This is a genomic window from Odoribacter sp. AF15-53, assembly GCF_003479425.1.
GTDB lineage: Bacteria > Bacteroidota > Bacteroidia > Bacteroidales > Marinifilaceae > Butyricimonas.
Window position 1 is genome coordinate 406766 of sequence record NZ_QUHC01000004.1, and the last position, 19318, is coordinate 426083.

The following is a 19318-nucleotide window of genomic DNA, read 5'->3' on the forward strand; positions in this document are numbered from 1 at the left end:
GGTTTACCCTGTGTGTAATATGAGCCTTACGAACTGTATGAACTATTTCAGTTGTTTGTAGAATAGCGGGTGGATTACCTGCCACAACACGATTCCGGCGGTGACGGAAATGTTGAACGAGTGTTTTGTCCCGAACTGGGGGATTTCGATACAATCGTCGGAAAGGTCCACGACCTCCTGTTGCACGCCCTTTACCTCGTTGCCGAAGATAAAAGCGTATTTCTGTCCCGCTTGAATGGAGAAATTCTCCAGGGAAATGCTGTTTTCTACCTGTTCCACGGAGAGAATAGTGTATCCCTCGGTTTTCAGTTTTTGTACAGCATCTATTGTCTCTTCGAAATACTCCCAATCCACGCTTTCCTCGGCTCCGAGAGCTGTTTTATGAATTTCCCGATGGGGTGGAGTCGCCGTGATACCGCAAAGGTATATTTTGGAAAGCCGGAAGGCATCGGAGGTGCGAAACACGGAACCGATATTGTTCAAACTACGCACGTTGTCCAACACGACCACGAGCGGGAGTTTTTCCGCTTCTTTGTATTCTTCCGTGGAGAGGCGATTCAATTCTTCATTAAGGAGTTTGCGAGACATAATAATTGAAAATTGAAAATTGAAAATTGAAAATGAAGGATTTTCAATTCCCAATTCTGGTTTATTGATGTTTTTAGTTTTTATCTTTTAATTTTTAGTTTGCTCGGCTTTACCTAGCAAGGTGGCCGGGGTACATTCCGTGACACGAACTTGAACAAGGTCTCCGACTTTTGCCCCGTTGTCCGGGAACACGATCACTTTGTTTTGGCTGCTGCGTCCGAAGAGTTCGTCTGATTTCTTCTTGGAAATTCCCTCTACCAATACCTCGAATACTTTTCCCACGTCTTTTAGGTTACTTTGGTGAGAGATTTCTACTTGCATGTCTATGAGTTCCTGCAAACGACGTCCTTTCACCTCTTCATCCACGTTGTCGGGAAGGTTACGGGAAGCCATTGTTCCCGGACGCTCCGAGTACTTGAACATGAAGGCGGAGTCGAACATGACTTCTTTCATCAAGGCGAGCGTTTGCTGGTAATCCTCCTCGCTTTCGTCGTGGAACCCGACAAATACATCGGTGGATATTCCGCAATCGGGAACGATTTCACGAATGGCCCGTATCCGGTCAAGATACCATTCCCGGGTGTATTTCCGGTTCATGTTTTTCAACACGGAATTACTTCCCGATTGGAAAGGAAGGTGAATGTGTTTGCAAATATTGGGATAAGTAGCTATAGCACGTAATATATCATCATTCATATCTTTCGGGTGTGACGTGGCAAAACGAATCCGCATGTTCGGAACGGTTTTAGCGACCATGGCAAGTAATGCCGGGAAGTTTACTTCCTGGTTATCTCCCCGCCAGAGATAAGAATTTACGTTTTGTCCGAGCAGGGTTACTTCTTTATACCCTTTGGATTGAAGATCCAGCACCTCGTTCACGATACTCCGGGGACTCCGGCTACGTTCACGCCCGCGGGTATAAGGGACGATGCAGTAGGTGCAGAAATTGTTGCATCCTCGCATGATGGACACGAAACCGGATATCGCCGTTTCGTCAATACGGGACGGGCAGATGTCTTTGTAGGTTTCCGTGGTCGAAAGTTCAATATTAATGGCTTTCTCGCCCTTCTCCGCCTTCTCTATCAAAAGCGGGAGATCCATGTAAGCGTCGGGACCGACAACGATATTCACGTTCTTCTCTTGTTCGAAAAGAGCCTCGCCCAGGCGTTCGGCCATACATCCCATGATTGCGACGAGTACACGCGGTTTTTTCTTCTTTACCTCGGAGAATCCCTGAACCCGTCCCCGAACCCGTTGCTCCGCGTTTTCTCGCACGGAACACGTGTTCACCAGAATCACGTCCGCTTCATTTTTTTCTTGAGTACGTGTGTATCCCTTGTCTTCTAAAATGGCTGCAACCACCTCGCTATCTGCCACGTTCATCTGGCAACCATAAGTCTCTATATAAAATTTCTTTGCCTTCATTCCTGATTTTATTTGCGAGGGACAAAGGTAATGAATTTTAGATTCTAAATTTTAGATTTTAGATAAAAGTGGGAGATTGATGCGCGTTTTCGGGATAAAACCGGGGTAATCCTCTCTCTCGATGCTTTCAGGATGCATGCCGCATCCTTGTTGCTATATTGGGAATCGGTGATACAACGAAGAGGAAAGGACGGGGGAAGGAAGAGGGGAGATTATTACCTTGGAATTTCTTCGGAAATACGGTGGGAATAGACTAGAGCTTCCCGTGATTCTCCCTATATTTTCCCCGCTCCATCGCTTACATCTCTTCGTTATCTCTGGCTTATAGTTTCGTTATCTCTTCCTTCTATAGAAGGGGTATTTGACGATGTTATAAGGAATACATAACGAAGAGATGTGAGCTTAACTATTGGGTAAATATGGATTTGTCGTTTTTTGAAAAAAAGAGTGCGAAAAATTTGTGCGGAACGCAAAGTTAATATACTTTTGTCCCTGATCGGAAGTCTAATTTTGTACTTTCTGTTTAAGAAGTTGCATTTGGAAATAGATCATTTTCATTAATTCATTTGGCAAAGATCTCATTAAGTTAGATCAGGAGGCGCAGCTTTGTTCGATAATGAATAAATAAAAATTGTGTGATGCTTAAATTATCTGATAATGAGCTACGTTGGTACGTTGCAAATACTTGTCGTCAGGAAAAAAAGATAAAACAGAGGTTAAATACCATGGGGATTGAGAATTTCATCCCGTTTCAGCAAATTGCGAGAAAAATTCATGGAGTTGATAAATTAATTGAAGTACCGGTTATTCCTAATCTGGTGTTTATTCATACAACTTTGAAGACATGCATGTCTTTAATTCAGGATTACGCTTTTGACATGCGGTATTTAAGGGATCGGGAGACCGGGAATTTTTTGATCGTTCCCGATAAGCAGATGAATGATTTCATGTTCCTGCTTGATTTCTCGAAAGAGATGGTCGAGGTGGTGAACGAGAATTTGAAAAAAGGTGATAAGGTACGTGTTATAAAGGGTGATTTCGCCGGGATTGAAGGCGAATTAGTCCGCGTGAAAGGGCATAAAAGGGTGGTTGTAAGGCTGGAAGGAGTCGTGTCTCTGGCTACAGCATATATTCCTGGTAGTTTTCTGGAAAAGATAGAATAAAGAATGAAGAATAATTTTTTTCATGACTTGTACATGACCATTCGGGAAGTACGAGTAAGGGATTGTTCTGCAAAGTCGTTGTCTCATTTGCTGCATGGCTATTTATCCGTGTACGCTATGGTGCGAATCTCTCCCGGCTTGGAAAGTGAGTATGGAACTTTGCACGAGATTCACGGGCGGTTGCGAGAGATAGCGGGGGAGTTGTCTAAAGCGGCAAAAGATACTTCTGTTGAACAGGATGAACGAATCGGGTATATTGCCGATCTGATGGATGCTTACCAGACTTACTCGGATATGGATTTGTTGGATGAGGCGTTGGATATGGCTTATCAGGTATTATCGGTGGATGAGAATGAGGTGATTGTGTTACCGGGTAAAACTCCTAACGTGTGCCGTTTGCTTTGTAATTGGTATTATTTCACGGGAGAAGAGAGAGGTTTGATGTTAGTGGAAGAGGTAATTAATGATAACGTGAGGGGGAAAAATTTGTTAAACTGGTTGCGAGCGATTGAGAACTTTGGAAAATTGGCTGAGAGTGGTGTTGTTGTCAAGATGTGGGAGGAGGCTTGTAAACAGGAGAAAGAACAGTTAGAATATGAAGTTATTCATTCTATAACGAGTGGGGAGAGTGAGGGTGTAGATTGTGAAATTTATTATTTTGAAGTGTTGGCTATGCGGGAATATGAGTTTTTTACTTTATGTGAGCGAAAGGGTTTATTAGGAGATATCCAATAATTTAGGTGATGTGAATTGGTTGTATTATTTTATACATAAATATGTACGGTCTAGTTGCTAAATAGATGATTGTGGAGTTTATTTTATTTTATTAAATATTTAAATTCCTATTTTATTTAACGTTATTATTAATGCCTGTGATTGATAAAAGAGCCAATAGGTTGCTCTATGGAATAGATTATCTTTTAATTAAAAGTGTTTCGTTTGTCTTGTGGATAATACGCTATAGTTTACCAACTAAATGGTCTGAGCTTATTTCTAAAGAAGATCGACATATAAATGTGTTGAATAATGTTGTTGGCTTGACATTTTTTAATGCATTAGGTGGAATGTTACTTCTTTTTACGCAAATCAAATTAGCAAATTATATGGGAGCAGCGCTTTATGGTATTTATTCTTATTATCTTGCATTAGGAGAGGTCGGTGCTAATGTAGTGCGTTATGGGCGTGATAAAACAATGTTACGAGAATTAGTACAAAAGCCTGAGGAACAACCTTCACTAATCACACATACTTTTATATTAGGGTTGATTAATCTGTCAATTTTCATGATATTGGTGATTATTTTTCACGAATCTCTTGATGTTGTATTTTCACTATCGACTTTATTATTAATTTTATCTCCTTGTTTGATTTCATTAGATTTTCAGCCTGTTTATGAGTCGCTTAGTATGATGAGCTGGCATTCCATATATTACTTCTTACAAAAAATTTTATTTTTGTTTTGTGTATGGGGTTTGTTGATTTCTGATATTCCAGTTTCCTTGTTTGGCATAGCTTTTATTCTATTCATATCGTGGATATTTGTTTTGTTTCTTCAATATAGGGAAATAACATCCCAATTAGGAATTCGTATATTTCGTTCTTTACGATGGAAGAATTTACTTGGACTCTATCGACAAGGTTTTTTTATTGCGCTGAGTTGTTTGTTAAGTGTTGCTTTTGGACCGTTGATAAGATTGGTACTTAATATGTATGTAGATTCATATGCTGTGGGTGTGTATGCTGCTGGATTACAAATATATTCTATTGGGTTATTTTTATTATTACAAATAGGGCGAGTTGGGAATCCGATGATGGCAGAATTAGGAAAGAATAGTAGTGAGAGAGAAAAAAGATGTTTGTTCGTACGTCGTTATTTATTAATTATGATTGCGTGTGTGTTACCATTTTCTATTGCTCTTTTCTTTTTTCCTGATACGATAGTTTGTTCTCTTTTCACTTCAGAGTATGTGGAACTTTCTTCAATGTTACCGATATTTGCAATTTATCTTCTTGTATATTCTATAGGGAATGTGTTTATTCAATTTTTAATTGCATTTAGAAAAGATAAAATTTATTTCACAATTTTTTCGATAGGGGCAATTCTTACAGTATTATTTGCTTTTATATTAATACCTTCCTATGGTGTTATAGGGGCGACATTGGCTTTATGTGTACCTCACGGACTTACATGCTTGGCTTATTGTATTTTTTCCTTGAAATATTTGTAACATAAATGAAAAGGAAATTGATATTTGTGTTGATGATAACAATATATCGTGTATTGTTAGATTCATTATATATTACTGCTATTTCTCCATTTTTTAGTTATGATAGTTTAATTATAAATAGAAATGATAGTGTTTACATTGCTTCTTGGGGAATACTTTGGGCTTTTACATGGCTTGTGTATCCATTTTTGAAAAAAGATGCTAATTTTACATCTTTTGTTGTGGTTATGTTGTTTCTGCTCAAGGTCATTCCTTTTACATCATTCATTGCATGTAATGCTCAACCTTGGGATTTTATTCTTCTACAAACTATTTATTGGTTTCTTATTTTTGTCTTACTTAGGCTTGTACCACCATTTAGAATTCCTAACCTTGGTAGAAATACTTTATTTATAGATGTGGTTACCTTTATTTTTATAGTTGTTATCTTTTTTTTATCAGGATACTACGCTCATTTTCGTTTACATTTTTCACTAATGGATGTCTATGATTTGCGTACGGAAGCACGAGGTTATGATATTCCAGTTATATTGGGATATATTCATAGTGCTGCGGCTAAAGTGCTTCCTTTATTATTGATCTTCTATATTGGACAAAAGAAAAAAGTTATTGTGTTATTTATTATTATGGCAATACTTTTAAGTTTTGGTGTCAATGGAATGAAATCAACATTTTTAAATTTATTTTTTTGTTTAGGGCTTTATTACCTACATTCTAAATGTTTATTATCTAAATTATCAATAGGATTACTTTCTCTCTGTATAATAGCTCTATTTGAATTTTCATTTATGGGGAGTTATTTCATTTCAGATATTCTAATACGTAGAATACTTTATATACCATCATTATTAGATACATATTACTATAATTATACTCTTGAACATGGTCCTCTTTATTTTAATGCAATAGTAAATAAAATGGATATAGCCTATGTTATAGGTAGTTTTTGGCGTACAAGTCGAACCTGTGCAAATAATGGATTATTTTCTGATGCTTATGTAAATCTTGGTGTTTTTGGGGTATTTATATATCCTTTTATTTATACTATTTTTTTTAAGTATGCTGAGTCTATATTTAGGGGAAAAGATTATGGGATTACCTTCTATGCGGCTTTTATTGTTACATATAATATGATTAGTTCTTTTTTTACTGTTTGTTTATTAACTCATGGTATGTTTATTTTATGTTTTGTTGTAATGTTTATGCCTAATATGACAAGTACTTCACAATACAAAATAGGATCTCGTCTGTGATCTTATAAATTTGGATATTAATTGTTTATGGTGTTTGTGATTAGTTTTTTTTAGTAGGAATATGAAATTTTATTTATTAATCAAGATATTCAAAATAATAAGATATATAATATAATTATGAAATTCAGTAGAGTTATAAAAAGTATACGTGGTAATAAAGTAACTAGAACTTTAGCGTACCCTTTAGATTTGATATGTCATCACGTGTTAGCTCACATTACTGCAGCACATCCATATAGATATCCAGCACATAATCATAAATGGGTTTATGGAAGAAGAATGGATTTGGAGAATCCGATATCATTGCATGAAAAAATATATTGGATGTTATATTGTACAGATACGTCAATATGGACAGAACTGACAGATAAAGTGAAAGTTCGGAGTTATATAGCACGAATGGGATATGGAAATATCTTGAATAAAGTTTATGCAACATATGATAGCCTTCCTGATATGAATACATTGTTTGCAAATGCGCCTAGATCATTTGTGGTGAAAACAAACCATTGTGGAGGAGGTGAAGGTGTTTATCTTGTTAAAAACAAGGAGGCTGTAAATAAAAAACGAATTTATTCGGGTTTAAAAAGAGTCATGAAGGATAAATATGGAGTTCGTACAGGTCAACCTCATTATGTAGGAATTAAACCGCAAATCATTGTTGAAAGGTATTTAATTAATGAGGTGGATCCGACAAAAGCGTTACCTGATTATAAATTTTTTTGTTTTAATGGAGAACCACGTTTGATTAATCTTGTTGGGAATAGGAGTATTGAAGAACATACATACCTTGACCATTATTATACAATGTCATGGGAACGTATTGTTTATAAGGAAGATGAAAGTCAAGATTTTCCTAGACCAAAATCATTTGACGAGATGGTTCAGATAGCACGAAAATTATCTTCTCCCTTTCCTTTTGTGCGGCTTGATTTTTATGAAGTTGGGGGAAAGCCAATTTTTGGAGAGATGACTTTTACTCCTGGATTCGACACGTTTTGTGGAACTTATGGTGATAAAATCTTGAAACTAGGAAATTGGGTTGATTTATCAGAAACTAAGAAAATTAGAGAACTAAATCCCAAATTTTATTGAACCTGAGTGTTTAGTTTGATTTTGAATAATATTAAAATATTTAATAGGAATTCATGAAAATATATAATGAAATAGATTTGTATCGGTATAATACAATGAAATTACATTCTATCGCTAGGATAATGTATGAACCGGAAAATGTAGACGAATTGCTGGCTATTTTTCGAAAATTAAAAAAAGAAGGTACTGCATTTTATTTGTTATCTGCAGGAAGTAATATCGTTTTTGGAGCTAGAATTGAACGTCCTATAGTATATTTAATGTCCTTCAATACAAATATGTCATTTTGTGAGGATGGTACATTGGAATGTGGTGCATCTGTACGAATTCAATCTTTACTTGAAAAAATAAAGGAATTTTCTTTAGGAGGTATTGAATATCTTGCTTCAGTACCATCAAGTGTGGGGGGAGCTGTATACATGAATGCAGGGAGAGGACGAAAAATGAAACGTTCTATTTCAGACTATATTGAATCTGTGAGGTATTTGGACTTTGCTGATATGCAGATAAAAAATATGTATGGGAATGATAGATATTTATATCGGACTTCTCCTTTTCAAAACTTAAATACGGTTATTTTGAGTGTAAGATTTAAATTTATCAAACAAGATGTTGATATAACTAACAGATTGATTAAGGAAAGATTGGCTTATTCTCAAAGATATTTGTCTGCAGATAAACCAAGTTGTGGATCTGTATTCTGTCTCATGAATCCAGTGATTATGAGATTACTTAGAGGTACAAGATATGGTGGTGCCATTTTTTCAAAAAAAACATCTAATTGGATATCAAATATTGATAATGCTAAAGTAGGAGATATAGAGGCTTTGATAGGGAAGGCTATTAGATGGCATAAAGTGTTCTTTTCAAAATATAAAGTAGAAATTCGATTCTTCAGGTAAGATGCATGTACTTCATATTGTAGATTCATATGGGGGAACAGAGGTGTATAAAAATCTTTTTATGGCATTAGATAGTTTAGGTATAAAACAAACTATTTTTGTTCCTCTTAATGCTAGTAATCATAATAGAATAGGAAATCATTTGATTGATTTTCAGGTATCAGGATCAAAAATTATTTATTCCACAGCATTAACGTCTTATCATAAATTCTTGTATCAATTTAAAATCTCTACGATTTTAAAGGCGATAACTTCTTCTATTAACATTGATGAAATAGATTTAATTCATGCAGCAACCCTTTGTGTAAATGGAGCTGTCGCTTATGAATTGAATAAACGATATAGAATACCTTATATCTGTGCTGTTAGGAACACTGATATGGAATTGTATTATAAATATTTTCGTTGGCGTATAAATTATTTTTTTAAAATATTTAAAGGAGCTTCCCAAGTGATATTTATTTGTCCACAATATCAAAAAAAGTTTGTTCAAGAAAGAATCCCCTTTGTTTATAAAAAAGATGCTGAAAAAAAGGTGATGATTATTCCTAATGGGGTTGATCCTTTGTTCCTAAATGATAGAGTATTTTGTTCCCCAAATTTATCCGGGGCAATACATGTTATTTTTGCTTCTGCTTTTGTTAAAGGGAAAGGGCTCAAGGAAATTATTTTGGCTATCGCTATGCTTAGAGATAAAGGATATAATATTGATATTAAAGCAGTGGGTAGAGGTTTGCCTTTTAGAAATGAAAATAAAAAATACCTTCAAGAGATAGAAACAATTGCTAATCAATATGATTGGGTATATTTAGAGAATTACATGAATAAGCGAGATTTGAAAATGTTATTTCGGGGAAGTCATATTTTCGTTATGCCTTCAAAGCCAGAAACATTTGGACTTGTTTATGTTGAGGCTTTGACTCAAAATTTGCCTATTGTATATGCCAAAGGACAAGGATTTGATGGGTATTTTTCTGAAGGCTATATTGGGTATCATGTGGAAGCCTTTAATGTTGTAGATATTGCCAATAAAATAGAATTGATTATTACAGAATATAACGATATTGTAGAACGTATTGCAAGAATTGATCTAAAAGAGCAATTTAGTTGGGGTGAAATTGCCCAAAAGTATTATAATATATACAAGAGTATAGTTGGAAAATGAAAAAAATAGCATTATTGTCATTTCATAATGCAGCTAACTATGGGGCTGCACTTCAAGCTTTTGCCTTACAAGAGGCTTTGACTCGAAAGGGATATGTTTGTGAATATATTGATTATCGGAATACGTATCGAAGTAACGCTTACAATATGAGTTATCATATTTGGAGTAACCTAAAAGCGAGAAAATTGAAATCAGCTTTTCTTTATTTTTTAGGAACGCCTTTTATGTGTTTACGTAAATACCGATTTAATAAATTTTATCGTAGATATTTACATTGCACAACTTCTATTTATCACTCATCAACAGAAGCAAGAGTGTTAAATGATAAATATGATAAATTTATTGTTGGTAGTGATCAAGTATGGAATTACGAAAATAATGGTCGAGATTTTGCTTTTTTGTTAGATTTTGTTACTGATGATGAAAAAAAAATTTCTTATTCATCAAGTTTTGGATTAAGCTCTGTTCCTAAGGAATTACGCAAGGAGTACGAGTATAATCTTTTGAAAATAAAACATATTTCGGTTCGAGAACGTTATGCTGTAGATTTAGTTCGAGAACTATCAGGTCGGTGTGCCGAATTGGTTTTAGACCCAGTCTTCTTATTAACTAGAGAGGAGTGGCAACAATTTTTATTAAATCGTCCCCGTAGTAAGTATATATTTACTTATACGAATCGACCAGGACAGGTAGAGCGATTTTTTAATCAAACAGGCTATGATATACAGTATTTTAAACATTATAAATTGGCCCGGGCAACATCTTTGTTAGATTTCTTATCTGGTCATACTTGTGTAAAGTATGCGATGTCTCCATCAGAATTTGTTAGTTGTATAAATTATGCGCAACTCGTTGTATCGGCTTCATTCCATTGTATTGCATTGTCGATTATTCTTAACAAACCATTTGTAGCTATTCTTACAGGTGATATAGGAAAAGACGAGAGAATATTGAGTATATTACAACTGCTTGGTTTACAAAATCGTATATATTCCCCGTCGATGACATTAGAAGAAATAAATCTTCCGATTAATTATAAGAGTGTAAATGAAGAGATCTCTAGATTACGGAAGGATTCATTTCAATTTCTTATTAATAGTATAGAAAAATAATAAATTAAATTTATGAATGAAATAAAAATTGCTGTAATCGGTCTCGGTTATGTTGGGTTACCTTTGGCTCGTCTTTTTTCAACTAAGTATTTAACTGTTGGTTTCGATATGAATCAAAAGCGCGTAGATACTTTGATGGCAGGACATGATGTGACGTTCGAGGTGGCGGATGATTTATTACAAGATGCTATCCATAATCATGGTTTTAAGTGTACGACTAGTATTGATGAAATTAGTGATTGTAATTTTTATATAGTTGCCGTTCCAACTCCTGTAGATGAGAATAATCGTCCTGATCTAAAACCTTTGTGGGGTGCAAGTGAAATAGTTGGAAAAGTTATTTCAAAAGGAGATATAGTGGTATATGAGTCAACCGTATATCCGGGGGTCACAGAAGAAGAATGTTTACCCGTAGTGGAACGGGTATCAGGATTAGAGTTCAATAAAGATTTCTTTGCTGGTTATAGTCCAGAACGGATTAATCCTGGAGATAAGGAACATACTGTAGAAAAAATTAAGAAAGTTACATCGGGATCTACTCCTGAGATTGCAGAGGTTGTTGATAAGATTTATAATTCTGTACTTGTAAACGGAACTCATAGAGCTTCTTCTATTAAAGTTGCCGAAGCTTCTAAGATAATTGAAAATTCGCAGCGTGATGTTAATATTGCTTTTATGAACGAATTGGCAAAAATTTTTAATGCGATGGAGATTGATACTCACGATGTAATTGATGCTGCTTCTAGTAAGTGGAATTTTATAAAATTAAGCCCAGGGCTTGTAGGTGGACATTGTATAAGTGTTGATCCGTATTATTTGATTCAGAAAGCTCAGGTTTATGGTGTTTTACCTCGAGTTATGTCAAATGCTCGTCGTTTGAATGATGGTATGGGGGCATACGTGGCGAACCAAACTATTAAATGCATGAACAAAAAAGGAGTAATAGTAAAGGATTCTAAAATTTTGATTCTTGGTATTACATTTAAGGAAAATTGTCCTGATATTCGTAATACGAAAATCGTTGACATTTATCATACATTCGAGGAGTATACGAATAATATTACTATTTATGATCCGTGGGCAGATATTGATGCTGTTCGTCATGAATATGGTCTTGAAATAATTAATGTTCTTTCAGGTAGAGAGAAATATGATTCTATTATTCTTGCAGTTGCTCATGATGAGTTTCTAAATCTTGATATCCGCTCTTTTCTATCGTCAGAAAAGGGTGTTGTTTATGATGTGAAAGGTATTCTTCCTAGAAAAATTGTTGATGCAAGATTATAAGTAATGATGTTATCTATTGTTTGCCCGATATACAATGAAGTGGGGTATATTAAAGGGTGTATAGAGTCAATTGTAGCACAGGATTATCCTAAAGATAGTTTGGAAGTATTGTTTGTTGATGGGATGAGTTCAGATGGAACTCGTGATGTTGTACGAAAATTTATTTCTTTATATCCTTTCATTAAATTATTAGATAATCCTAAAAAAATTACTCCAGCTGCTTTAAATATAGGAATTAATGCTGCAAAAGGTTCGATTATTTTTCGTTTAGATGCACATGCTATTTATCCTAATAATTATTTCTCTATATTGGTTAAATATCTTGAAGAGTTGAGAGCAGATAATGTTGGTGGTATATGTAGAACACTACCTGTTAATAATACGAATGTTTGTGTTGCAATTGCTTGTGCTTTAAGTAGTCCTTTCGGTATGGGAAACTCCTATTTTAGGATAGGAATAAAAGATGTAAAAAAAGTAGATACGGTGCCTTTTGGTTGTTTTAGAAAGGAAATATTTGATAAAGTAGGACTTTTTGATGAAGAATTAATTCGTAATCAAGATGACGAATTTAATGGGCGGATAATTAAAGAAGGTGGTTGTATTTATTTAATACCAGAGGTTATTATAGATTATTATGCTCGAGATTCGATAAAAAAAGTGATAAAAATGTTTTATCAATATGGGTTATTTAAACCATTAGTAAATATAAAGTTGAGAAAACCTACTACTATTCGACAATTTTTTCCAGTATTATTTGTTATTGGTTTAATTGTAGGTGGAGCGTTAAGTATATTTACTTCATTGGTATATATTTATATTTTAGTGTTGGGGTTATATTGGTGTCTCGCATTTTATTTTGCATTGAGTAATGTGCGGAAAATAAAGCGATTAGGAGGAGTGATACTCTTACCTTTTATATTTTTCATGATACATGTTAGTTATGGTTGGGGATATTTAGTCGGAATTTTTAAGGTAATTTTTAAAAGTTCCTTTTCTGTGGTAAGTAATAGATAAGTTTTTTTTTACATATATCAGATTTGTGGTATGTAAATATTGGTAACAATATTATACATGTGATAAACGTTCTTTAATGTTGTAATTTTTTTTATATGATACCATTTTCACCACCAAGAATTGACCAGAAGGTCATTGATGAGGTTGTTGATACCTTGAAGTCCGGTTGGATCACGACGGGACCGAAGACGAAGGAGTTTGAACGGAGGTTGACGGCGTATTGCGGGAATAAGGCGACGTTGGCTGTAAACTCGAATACAGTGGGGTTGGAAGTTGTGTTGCGGTGGTTCGGGGTACAGGAGGGGGACGAGGTGATTGTGCCTGCCTATACGTATTGTGCCACTGCGAACGTGATCGTGCATTGTGGGGCGAAACCTGTTATGGTTGATGTGAATGCGGAAGATTTTGATGTTTGCTTGGAGAATGTGCGGAAGGCGATTACGGATAAGACAAAAGTGATTATGCCTGTTGATTTGGGTGGGATGCCTTGTGATTATGATGAATTGTTTGAATTGGTGAAATCGGGGTCGGTGAATTCGTTGTTTCAGGCAAGAACGGAGGAGCAGGAGAAGTTGGGACGGATTTTGATTTTGTCGGATTCGGCTCATTCCGTGGGGGCGGAGTATAAGGGGCGAAAAGCGGGATGTTTGGCGGATGTTTCCGTGTTTTCTTTCCATGCGGTGAAGAATTTGACCACGGCGGAAGGAGGGGCGATTATGTTGAATTTGCCGGAGCCTTTTGATAACGAGGAGGTGTATCGTTATTTGTGTACATATACTTTGCACGGGCAGAATAAGGATGCGTTGGCCAAGACGAAAAAGGGGGCGTGGCGTTATGATGTACTGGTTTCCGGTTTTAAGGGGAATATGACGGATATAATGGCTTCTATCGGGTTGGTGGAGTTGTCGCGGTATGAGGATGATACTTTGCATTATCGGAAATGTATATATGATCAGTATACGGAGGCTTTTTCCAAGTATGAGTGGGCACAATTACCAGTTTATGAAACGGAAGACCGGAAGAGTTCTTATCACGTGTATTGTTTACGGATAAAAGGGATCACGGAGCAACAGCGGGATGAGATTATTCAGAAAATTTTCGATAGGGATGTTGCGGTTAATGTACATTTTCAGCCGTTACCTTTGTTGAGTGCGTTTAAGAATAAAGGATATAAAATAGAAGATTACCCGGTGGCTTACGATAATTATAGCCGTGAGATTTCTTTACCCGTGTGGTATGGGTTGAATGAGGAGATGGTGAAGACGGTTATTGATGCTGTCGTGTGTTCTGTGGAGGAAGTGTTGGCGTGATACGTTTTTGTGATATTTTCTTTTCTTTGTTGGGATTGATAGTTCTATCACCCGTTTTCGTGATTATTGCTTTGTGTATTGTGTCGGATAGCCGGGGTGGTGTATTTTACCGTCAGGTACGAGTGGGGCGGGAGGGTAAGGATTTTCGGTTGTTTAAATTCCGATCAATGGCGAGTGGGGCGGATAAGAAAGGTTTGATAACCGTGGGGGCAAAGGATTCACGGGTTACCCGGGTCGGGTATTTTTTGAGAAAGTATAAATTGGATGAATTACCGCAATTGCTGAACGTGGTGCGGGGGGAGATGAGTTTGGTGGGACCGAGGCCGGAGGTGAGGAAGTACGTGGATATGTATACTGTTGAGCAGCGTAAGGTGCTGGCGGTTGTTCCCGGTATCACGGATTATGCTTCTATCGAGTACGTGGATGAAAATGTTATTTTAGGACAGGCAAATGATCCGGATCAGGCTTACGTGGAACAGATTATGCCGGATAAGATACGATATAACATGAAATATATAGATAATCGGTGTTTGAAAGAGTATTTTAAGATTATATTTTTGACGTTGATGAAGATCGTGAAGTAGCGTGATGATTAGATGATTTGCGATTAAGCGATTTCGTGATTGGAAAAGATAGTACCTCGGATAAATGTCCGGGGTATTTTGTTTTTGTGAATGTCCGTTTGGGGAGTAATATAGGATATTGTGGGAGAAGCTGTGGGAGAAATGGTCGAGAACTGTGGGGAAAATTGTGGGAGAAATGGCGAAAATATAAAGAATAGGAACTGTCAATTCGGCAGGAAACCGGTTTTGGCATAACTATTGTGATTTAGTTGTCGTAAAAATTTGAAGTACAATTAAATTAAAAATATAGAGTTATGTCAACAGGAAAGATTGGAGTTTCAACAGGGAATTTGTTCCCGATTATCAAGAAATTTTTATACTCGGATCACGAGATCTTTTTGAGAGAAATTGTTTCGAATGCGGTAGATGCTTCACAGAAGATGAAGGTGCTGGCTTCGAACGGGGAGTTTAAAGGTGAGCTTGGTGAGTTGAAGGTAAGGGTGAAGGCTGACAAAGCGGCAGGTACGTTGACGGTATCGGATAACGGTATCGGTATGACGCGGGAAGAAGTGGAGAAGTATATCAACCAGATCGCTTTTTCCGGGGCAGAGGAGTTCATGAACAAGTACAAGGATAACGCCGCTGCCATTATCGGGCATTTCGGATTAGGTTTCTACTCTTCGTTCATGGTAAGTGACAAGGTGGAGATTGTAACCAAATCTTATAAAGAGGGGGCGAAGGCTGTAAAGTGGTCCTGCGAGGGTAATCCGGAGTACACGATGGAAGAGACGGAAAAGGCCGAGCGGGGTACGGATATTATCATGTATATCAATGAGGAGGAGAAGGATTTTCTGGAAGATTCGAAGGTGAATGAACTGTTGAATAAATATTGTAAGTTCTTACCGATAGAGATTATTTCCGGAAAAAAGAAAGAATGGAAAGACGGGGAATATAAGGATACGACGGAGGATAACGTGATTAATGATACGAATCCGGCGTGGACTCGTAAACCGGCCGATTTGACGGAGGAGGATTACGAAAAATTCTATCATGAGTTGTACCCGATGGCTCAGAACCCATTGTTCCACATCCACTTGAATGTAGATTATCCTTTTAATCTGACAGGTATTTTGTATTTCCCGAAGATTGATAACAAGTTCGAGATTCAGAAGAACAAGATTCAATTATATAGTAACCAAGTGTACGTGACGGATTCTGTTGAGGGAATTGTGCCGGAGTACCTGACGTTATTACATGGTGTGATCGACTCCCCGGATATTCCGTTGAACGTGTCTCGTTCTTACTTGCAGAGCGATCGTAACGTGAAGAAGATTTCGAATCATATCACGAAGAAGGTGGCTGATAGTTTGAGTGAAATTTTCACGAACAAGCGGGAGGATTACGAGAAGAAGTGGGATGATCTGAAGATTTTCATCCAGTATGGTATGCTTACAGACGAGAAATTTGACGAGAGAGCCAAGAGTATTTTCTTGTTCAAGAACACGGAAGGAAAGTATTTCACTTACGAGGAGTATGAAAATTTGATTAAGGCTAACCAGACGGATAAGGATAATAAAGTGGTATTCCTGTATGCTACCGACGTGAAGGAGCAATACACGTATATCGAGGCAGCTAAAGGGAAAGGATATGACGTGTTGTTGATGGACGGTCAGTTGGATACTCACTTTATCAATCACTTGGAACAGAAGAATCCGGATCATCGTTTTGTGCGGGTGGATTCGGATGTGGTTGACAAGTTGATCGCAAAGGATGAAGCGAGGGAAGTTGCCTTGAGTCATGACGAGCAAGAAGAGTTACGTGCCGTGTTTACTTCTCAATTACCGAAAGAAGATGGGATGTTCTTGGTTAATTTCGAGGCCATGGGAGAGAATGGCGATCCGGTGATCGTGACACGTTCCGAGTTTATGCGTCGTATGAAGGAGATGGCAGCCATGAATCCCGGCATGGGCTTCTATGGGGCGATGGGAGATCAATACACGTTAGTGGTGAATACCGATCATAAGCTGGTGAACGAGATTCTTGAGAACGAGAAAAAGGAGATGAATGGGAAACTGGAACCGATTAATTTCGAGATCAAGGAGACCGAAAAGAAGAAAGCCGAATTGGACGAGTTGAACAAGGGAAAGAAAGATGAGGAGATTCCTCAGGTGGATAAAGATCGGAAGAGTGAATATGACAAGACTATTTCTGATTTGAATAAGCAGAAAAACTCGTTACTGGAGGAATACGGGAAAGGTAACAAGATTGTAGGTCAGTTGATTGACCTGGCATTGCTGGCGAACGGGTTGCTAAAAGGCGAGGCGTTGAATAGATTTGTGAAACGAAGTGTAGAATTGATTAAATAAAAAATTAAGCCGGACATCTTGTCCGGCTTAATTTTTTCAAAAATAATCATTACTTTCGTTGGCAAATTTCGTATAAATAAAAAAATACAGGTTATGCAGATTATCTATACTTCCGGGAATTATAAAAAGACTGTAGTAAAATCGGTCGTGGCGATTGTTTTAGGTCTGGTACTCGTGTTGTGGCCGACCGAGGTGTTAAATTACACGGTGAAAATTATCGGGGCCGTGTTTTGTGTCACCGGAATCGTGTCTTTCTTGGTTTCATTGCGTGATCAAGAGGAACGCTCTGCTCGCGGCTTGACTTCTTTTAACGGCATCGGAAGTATTATTCTGGGTATCTTGTTGTGGTCGATGGCTGATTTCTTTACCAATATGCTGATGTATCTGTTGGGGTTTATACTGATCGTTGCGGGTATCGGGCAATTGGTAATGCTTACTTCGGCCCGGAAATTCGGACATATAGCCCCGTTGAGTTATTTGTTCCCGGTAATTATTTTGTTAGCTGGGGTGATTGTTTTCGCGAATCCGTTTTCGGCAAAAGAAGGAATTATCACGTTCTTCGGAGCTGTTACAATTTTCTACGGGATTACGGATTTGATAAATCATTATAAGGTTAATCAATTGCGTAAGGAGACTCACGAGGCCGAACAACAGCAGAGAATGGGTGGCGGTGAGATCGAGGATGCGGATTACGAGGAAATTGAATAAATCAGTGATTTACGATTTAGAGATTGGGTGATTTCGGATTTACGATTGATGGGGGATTTGTGTGCTTACGATAGTATGATTTAAGAAAAGATAAGATGGTGTATATTATTAACAAGGAGGATTCGATTTACAATCGTTTTTTGGCAGAACTTAGGGATAAAGAAATTCAAAAAGATCCGTTACGTTTCCGGCGGAATTTGGAACGTGTGGGTGAAGTGATGGCTTACGAGATCAGTAAGACTTTTCATTATTCTTCACATAAAGTACAAACACCCATAAATGAGGCTGATGTAAGGTTGGCAGACGAAGAAGTCGTGGTGGCATCCGTTTTGCGTGCCGGTTTGCCTTTTCATCAAGGGTTCTTGAATTATTTTGATCGTTCCGGAAGTGCTTTCATTTCAGCGAGAAGAAAATATAAGGAGAATCATATTGATTTTGAGATCCGGTTTGATTCTATTTACACGCCTAGTTTGGAAGGTAAACAGTTGTTATTGGTTGATCCTATGTTGGCAACAGGAGCTTCAATCGTGGTGGCTTACCACGAGTTGTTGAAGCAAGGTGGAAGACCGGTACACACGCATATCGCGGCTATCGTGTCAAGTCGCCAAGGCGTTGATAAAATAACCGAGGTGTTGAAGGATGAACCGGTGACATTGTGGACAGGTGCGTTGGACGAACATTTGACGGAAAGTTGCTATATAGACCCGGGAATCGGGGATGCGGGTGATCTGGCATTTGGGGAAAAGCTATGAAAGCTAAAAACTAGAAACTAAAGACTAAAAGTTTAGATAAAAATGTTATCTTTGACCGCATGGAAATGAACAAATATTTGATAGCAGCCTTGTATGTTGTTGCCGGATGCGTGGCAACCCTTCCCATTAACGTGCGTGGAGGGAACGTTTCGGTGGGAACAGACTGTTATCGTTTGTTGGTTTCTTCTACCGAGAAAGTAATCACGGTATCTGCAGAAAAGAGAGCCACGGATGATTTTAATTACGGGGATTTCTATAATCCAAATCGTGTGGAAACCGTGGATGCGGTAAAAGTCTATTATACTTACTCTTCTGTTATTTTGCCGGGCTGGAAAGTTCCGGAGATTGCTGCAAATCCCATACGAGCTCCGGGAAAAACAAGATGAT

General features: G+C 37.2%; 18 protein-coding genes. 16 read left to right on the forward strand and 2 right to left on the reverse strand.

Going from position 1 to position 19318, the window contains the following annotated elements:
* Positions 1-42: 42 nt before the first annotated feature.
* Together DWW52_RS11495 and miaB are read right to left on the reverse strand one after the other, a co-directional pair.
* Positions 43-588, reverse strand: coding sequence for an RNA methyltransferase (locus DWW52_RS11495; protein WP_118715694.1), 546 nt, complete (start codon positions 586-588; stop codon positions 43-45).
* An 87-nt stretch (positions 589-675) separates the two neighbouring features.
* A complete protein-coding gene (gene miaB, locus DWW52_RS11500) occupies positions 676-2013 on the reverse strand; it encodes a tRNA (N6-isopentenyl adenosine(37)-C2)-methylthiotransferase MiaB (RefSeq protein ID WP_118715630.1) in 1338 nt (445 codons plus the stop codon).
* Between the two features lie 638 nt (positions 2014-2651).
* Between miaB and DWW52_RS11505 the strand changes: the two genes are divergently transcribed.
* From DWW52_RS11505 to DWW52_RS11580, 16 genes are all read left to right on the forward strand, one after another.
* A complete protein-coding gene (locus tag DWW52_RS11505) occupies positions 2652-3176 on the forward strand; it encodes a UpxY family transcription antiterminator (RefSeq protein WP_118715631.1) in 525 nt (174 codons plus the stop codon).
* A 3-nt stretch (positions 3177-3179) separates the two neighbouring features.
* Positions 3180-3911: a hypothetical protein gene (locus DWW52_RS11510; protein ID WP_118715632.1), complete on the forward strand. Its 732-nt coding sequence runs from the start codon at positions 3180-3182 to the stop codon at positions 3909-3911.
* A gap of 131 nt (positions 3912-4042) precedes the next feature.
* Positions 4043-5404: a polysaccharide biosynthesis C-terminal domain-containing protein gene (locus tag DWW52_RS11515; protein WP_118715633.1), complete on the forward strand. Its 1362-nt coding sequence runs from the start codon at positions 4043-4045 to the stop codon at positions 5402-5404.
* Between the two features lie 32 nt (positions 5405-5436).
* Complete coding sequence (locus DWW52_RS11520; protein ID WP_148315361.1) at positions 5437-6657, forward strand: O-antigen polymerase; 1221 nt, start codon at positions 5437-5439, stop codon at positions 6655-6657.
* A gap of 117 nt (positions 6658-6774) precedes the next feature.
* Positions 6775-7752 (forward strand): ATP-grasp fold amidoligase family protein, encoded by a 978-nt coding sequence (locus tag DWW52_RS11525; RefSeq protein WP_118715635.1) that lies wholly within the window; start codon positions 6775-6777, stop codon positions 7750-7752.
* Between the two features lie 53 nt (positions 7753-7805).
* Entirely contained in the window at positions 7806-8654 is an 849-nt protein-coding gene (locus tag DWW52_RS11530) for an FAD-binding protein (protein WP_118715636.1), read from the forward strand.
* Between the two features lies 1 nt (position 8655).
* A complete protein-coding gene (locus DWW52_RS11535) occupies positions 8656-9819 on the forward strand; it encodes a glycosyltransferase family 4 protein (RefSeq protein ID WP_118715637.1) in 1164 nt (387 codons plus the stop codon).
* Complete coding sequence (locus DWW52_RS11540; protein ID WP_118715638.1) at positions 9816-10931, forward strand: polysaccharide pyruvyl transferase family protein; 1116 nt, start codon at positions 9816-9818, stop codon at positions 10929-10931. Before DWW52_RS11535 ends, DWW52_RS11540 begins: the two co-directional genes overlap by 4 nt.
* Positions 10932-10943: 12 nt before the next feature.
* The gene (locus tag DWW52_RS11545) at positions 10944-12218 is read left to right on the forward strand and encodes a nucleotide sugar dehydrogenase (RefSeq protein WP_118715639.1); all 1275 of its coding nucleotides are present in this window, start codon (positions 10944-10946) and stop codon (positions 12216-12218) included.
* Positions 12219-12221: 3 nt separating this feature from the next.
* The gene (locus DWW52_RS11550) at positions 12222-13232 is read left to right on the forward strand and encodes a glycosyltransferase family 2 protein (RefSeq protein ID WP_118715640.1); all 1011 of its coding nucleotides are present in this window, start codon (positions 12222-12224) and stop codon (positions 13230-13232) included.
* A gap of 95 nt (positions 13233-13327) precedes the next feature.
* On the forward strand, positions 13328-14542 hold the full coding sequence (locus DWW52_RS11555) for a DegT/DnrJ/EryC1/StrS aminotransferase family protein (protein ID WP_118715641.1): 1215 nt from the start codon (positions 13328-13330) through the stop codon (positions 14540-14542).
* Positions 14539-15126 (forward strand): sugar transferase, encoded by a 588-nt coding sequence (locus DWW52_RS11560; RefSeq protein ID WP_118715642.1) that lies wholly within the window; start codon positions 14539-14541, stop codon positions 15124-15126. Before DWW52_RS11555 ends, DWW52_RS11560 begins: the two co-directional genes overlap by 4 nt.
* A 293-nt stretch (positions 15127-15419) precedes the next feature.
* The gene (htpG, locus tag DWW52_RS11565; protein ID WP_118715643.1) at positions 15420-17471 is read left to right on the forward strand and encodes a molecular chaperone HtpG; all 2052 of its coding nucleotides are present in this window, start codon (positions 15420-15422) and stop codon (positions 17469-17471) included.
* Positions 17472-17564: 93 nt separating this feature from the next.
* A complete protein-coding gene (locus tag DWW52_RS11570) occupies positions 17565-18179 on the forward strand; it encodes an HdeD family acid-resistance protein (protein WP_118715644.1) in 615 nt (204 codons plus the stop codon).
* A gap of 95 nt (positions 18180-18274) precedes the next feature.
* A complete protein-coding gene (gene upp, locus DWW52_RS11575; RefSeq protein ID WP_118715645.1) occupies positions 18275-18931 on the forward strand; it encodes a uracil phosphoribosyltransferase in 657 nt (218 codons plus the stop codon).
* A 59-nt stretch (positions 18932-18990) separates the two neighbouring features.
* Complete coding sequence (locus DWW52_RS11580; RefSeq protein ID WP_118715646.1) at positions 18991-19317, forward strand: hypothetical protein; 327 nt, start codon at positions 18991-18993, stop codon at positions 19315-19317.
* Position 19318 lies beyond the last annotated feature (1 nt).

What these genes read in the sequence shown, in the direction of transcription:
- DWW52_RS11495 (WP_118715694.1), bottom strand. Translation starts at nt 588, where the DNA reads ATGTCTCGCAAACTCCTTAATGAAGAATTGAATCGCCTCTCCACGGAA.
- miaB (WP_118715630.1), bottom strand. Translation starts at nt 2,013, where the DNA reads ATGAAGGCAAAGAAATTTTATATAGAGACTTATGGTTGCCAGATGAAC.
- DWW52_RS11505 (WP_118715631.1), top strand. Translation starts at nt 2,652, where the DNA reads ATGCTTAAATTATCTGATAATGAGCTACGTTGGTACGTTGCAAATACT.
- DWW52_RS11510 (WP_118715632.1), top strand. Translation starts at nt 3,180, where the DNA reads ATGAAGAATAATTTTTTTCATGACTTGTACATGACCATTCGGGAAGTA.
- DWW52_RS11515 (WP_118715633.1), top strand. Translation starts at nt 4,043, where the DNA reads ATGCCTGTGATTGATAAAAGAGCCAATAGGTTGCTCTATGGAATAGAT.
- DWW52_RS11520 (WP_148315361.1), top strand. Translation starts at nt 5,437, where the DNA reads ATGATAACAATATATCGTGTATTGTTAGATTCATTATATATTACTGCT.
- DWW52_RS11525 (WP_118715635.1), top strand. Translation starts at nt 6,775, where the DNA reads ATGAAATTCAGTAGAGTTATAAAAAGTATACGTGGTAATAAAGTAACT.
- DWW52_RS11530 (WP_118715636.1), top strand. Translation starts at nt 7,806, where the DNA reads ATGAAAATATATAATGAAATAGATTTGTATCGGTATAATACAATGAAA.
- DWW52_RS11535 (WP_118715637.1), top strand. Translation starts at nt 8,656, where the DNA reads ATGCATGTACTTCATATTGTAGATTCATATGGGGGAACAGAGGTGTAT.
- DWW52_RS11540 (WP_118715638.1), top strand. Translation starts at nt 9,816, where the DNA reads ATGAAAAAAATAGCATTATTGTCATTTCATAATGCAGCTAACTATGGG.
- DWW52_RS11545 (WP_118715639.1), top strand. Translation starts at nt 10,944, where the DNA reads ATGAATGAAATAAAAATTGCTGTAATCGGTCTCGGTTATGTTGGGTTA.
- DWW52_RS11550 (WP_118715640.1), top strand. Translation starts at nt 12,222, where the DNA reads ATGATGTTATCTATTGTTTGCCCGATATACAATGAAGTGGGGTATATT.
- DWW52_RS11555 (WP_118715641.1), top strand. Translation starts at nt 13,328, where the DNA reads ATGATACCATTTTCACCACCAAGAATTGACCAGAAGGTCATTGATGAG.
- htpG (WP_118715643.1), top strand. Translation starts at nt 15,420, where the DNA reads ATGTCAACAGGAAAGATTGGAGTTTCAACAGGGAATTTGTTCCCGATT.
- DWW52_RS11570 (WP_118715644.1), top strand. Translation starts at nt 17,565, where the DNA reads ATGCAGATTATCTATACTTCCGGGAATTATAAAAAGACTGTAGTAAAA.
- upp (WP_118715645.1), top strand. Translation starts at nt 18,275, where the DNA reads ATGGTGTATATTATTAACAAGGAGGATTCGATTTACAATCGTTTTTTG.
- DWW52_RS11580 (WP_118715646.1), top strand. Translation starts at nt 18,991, where the DNA reads ATGGAAATGAACAAATATTTGATAGCAGCCTTGTATGTTGTTGCCGGA.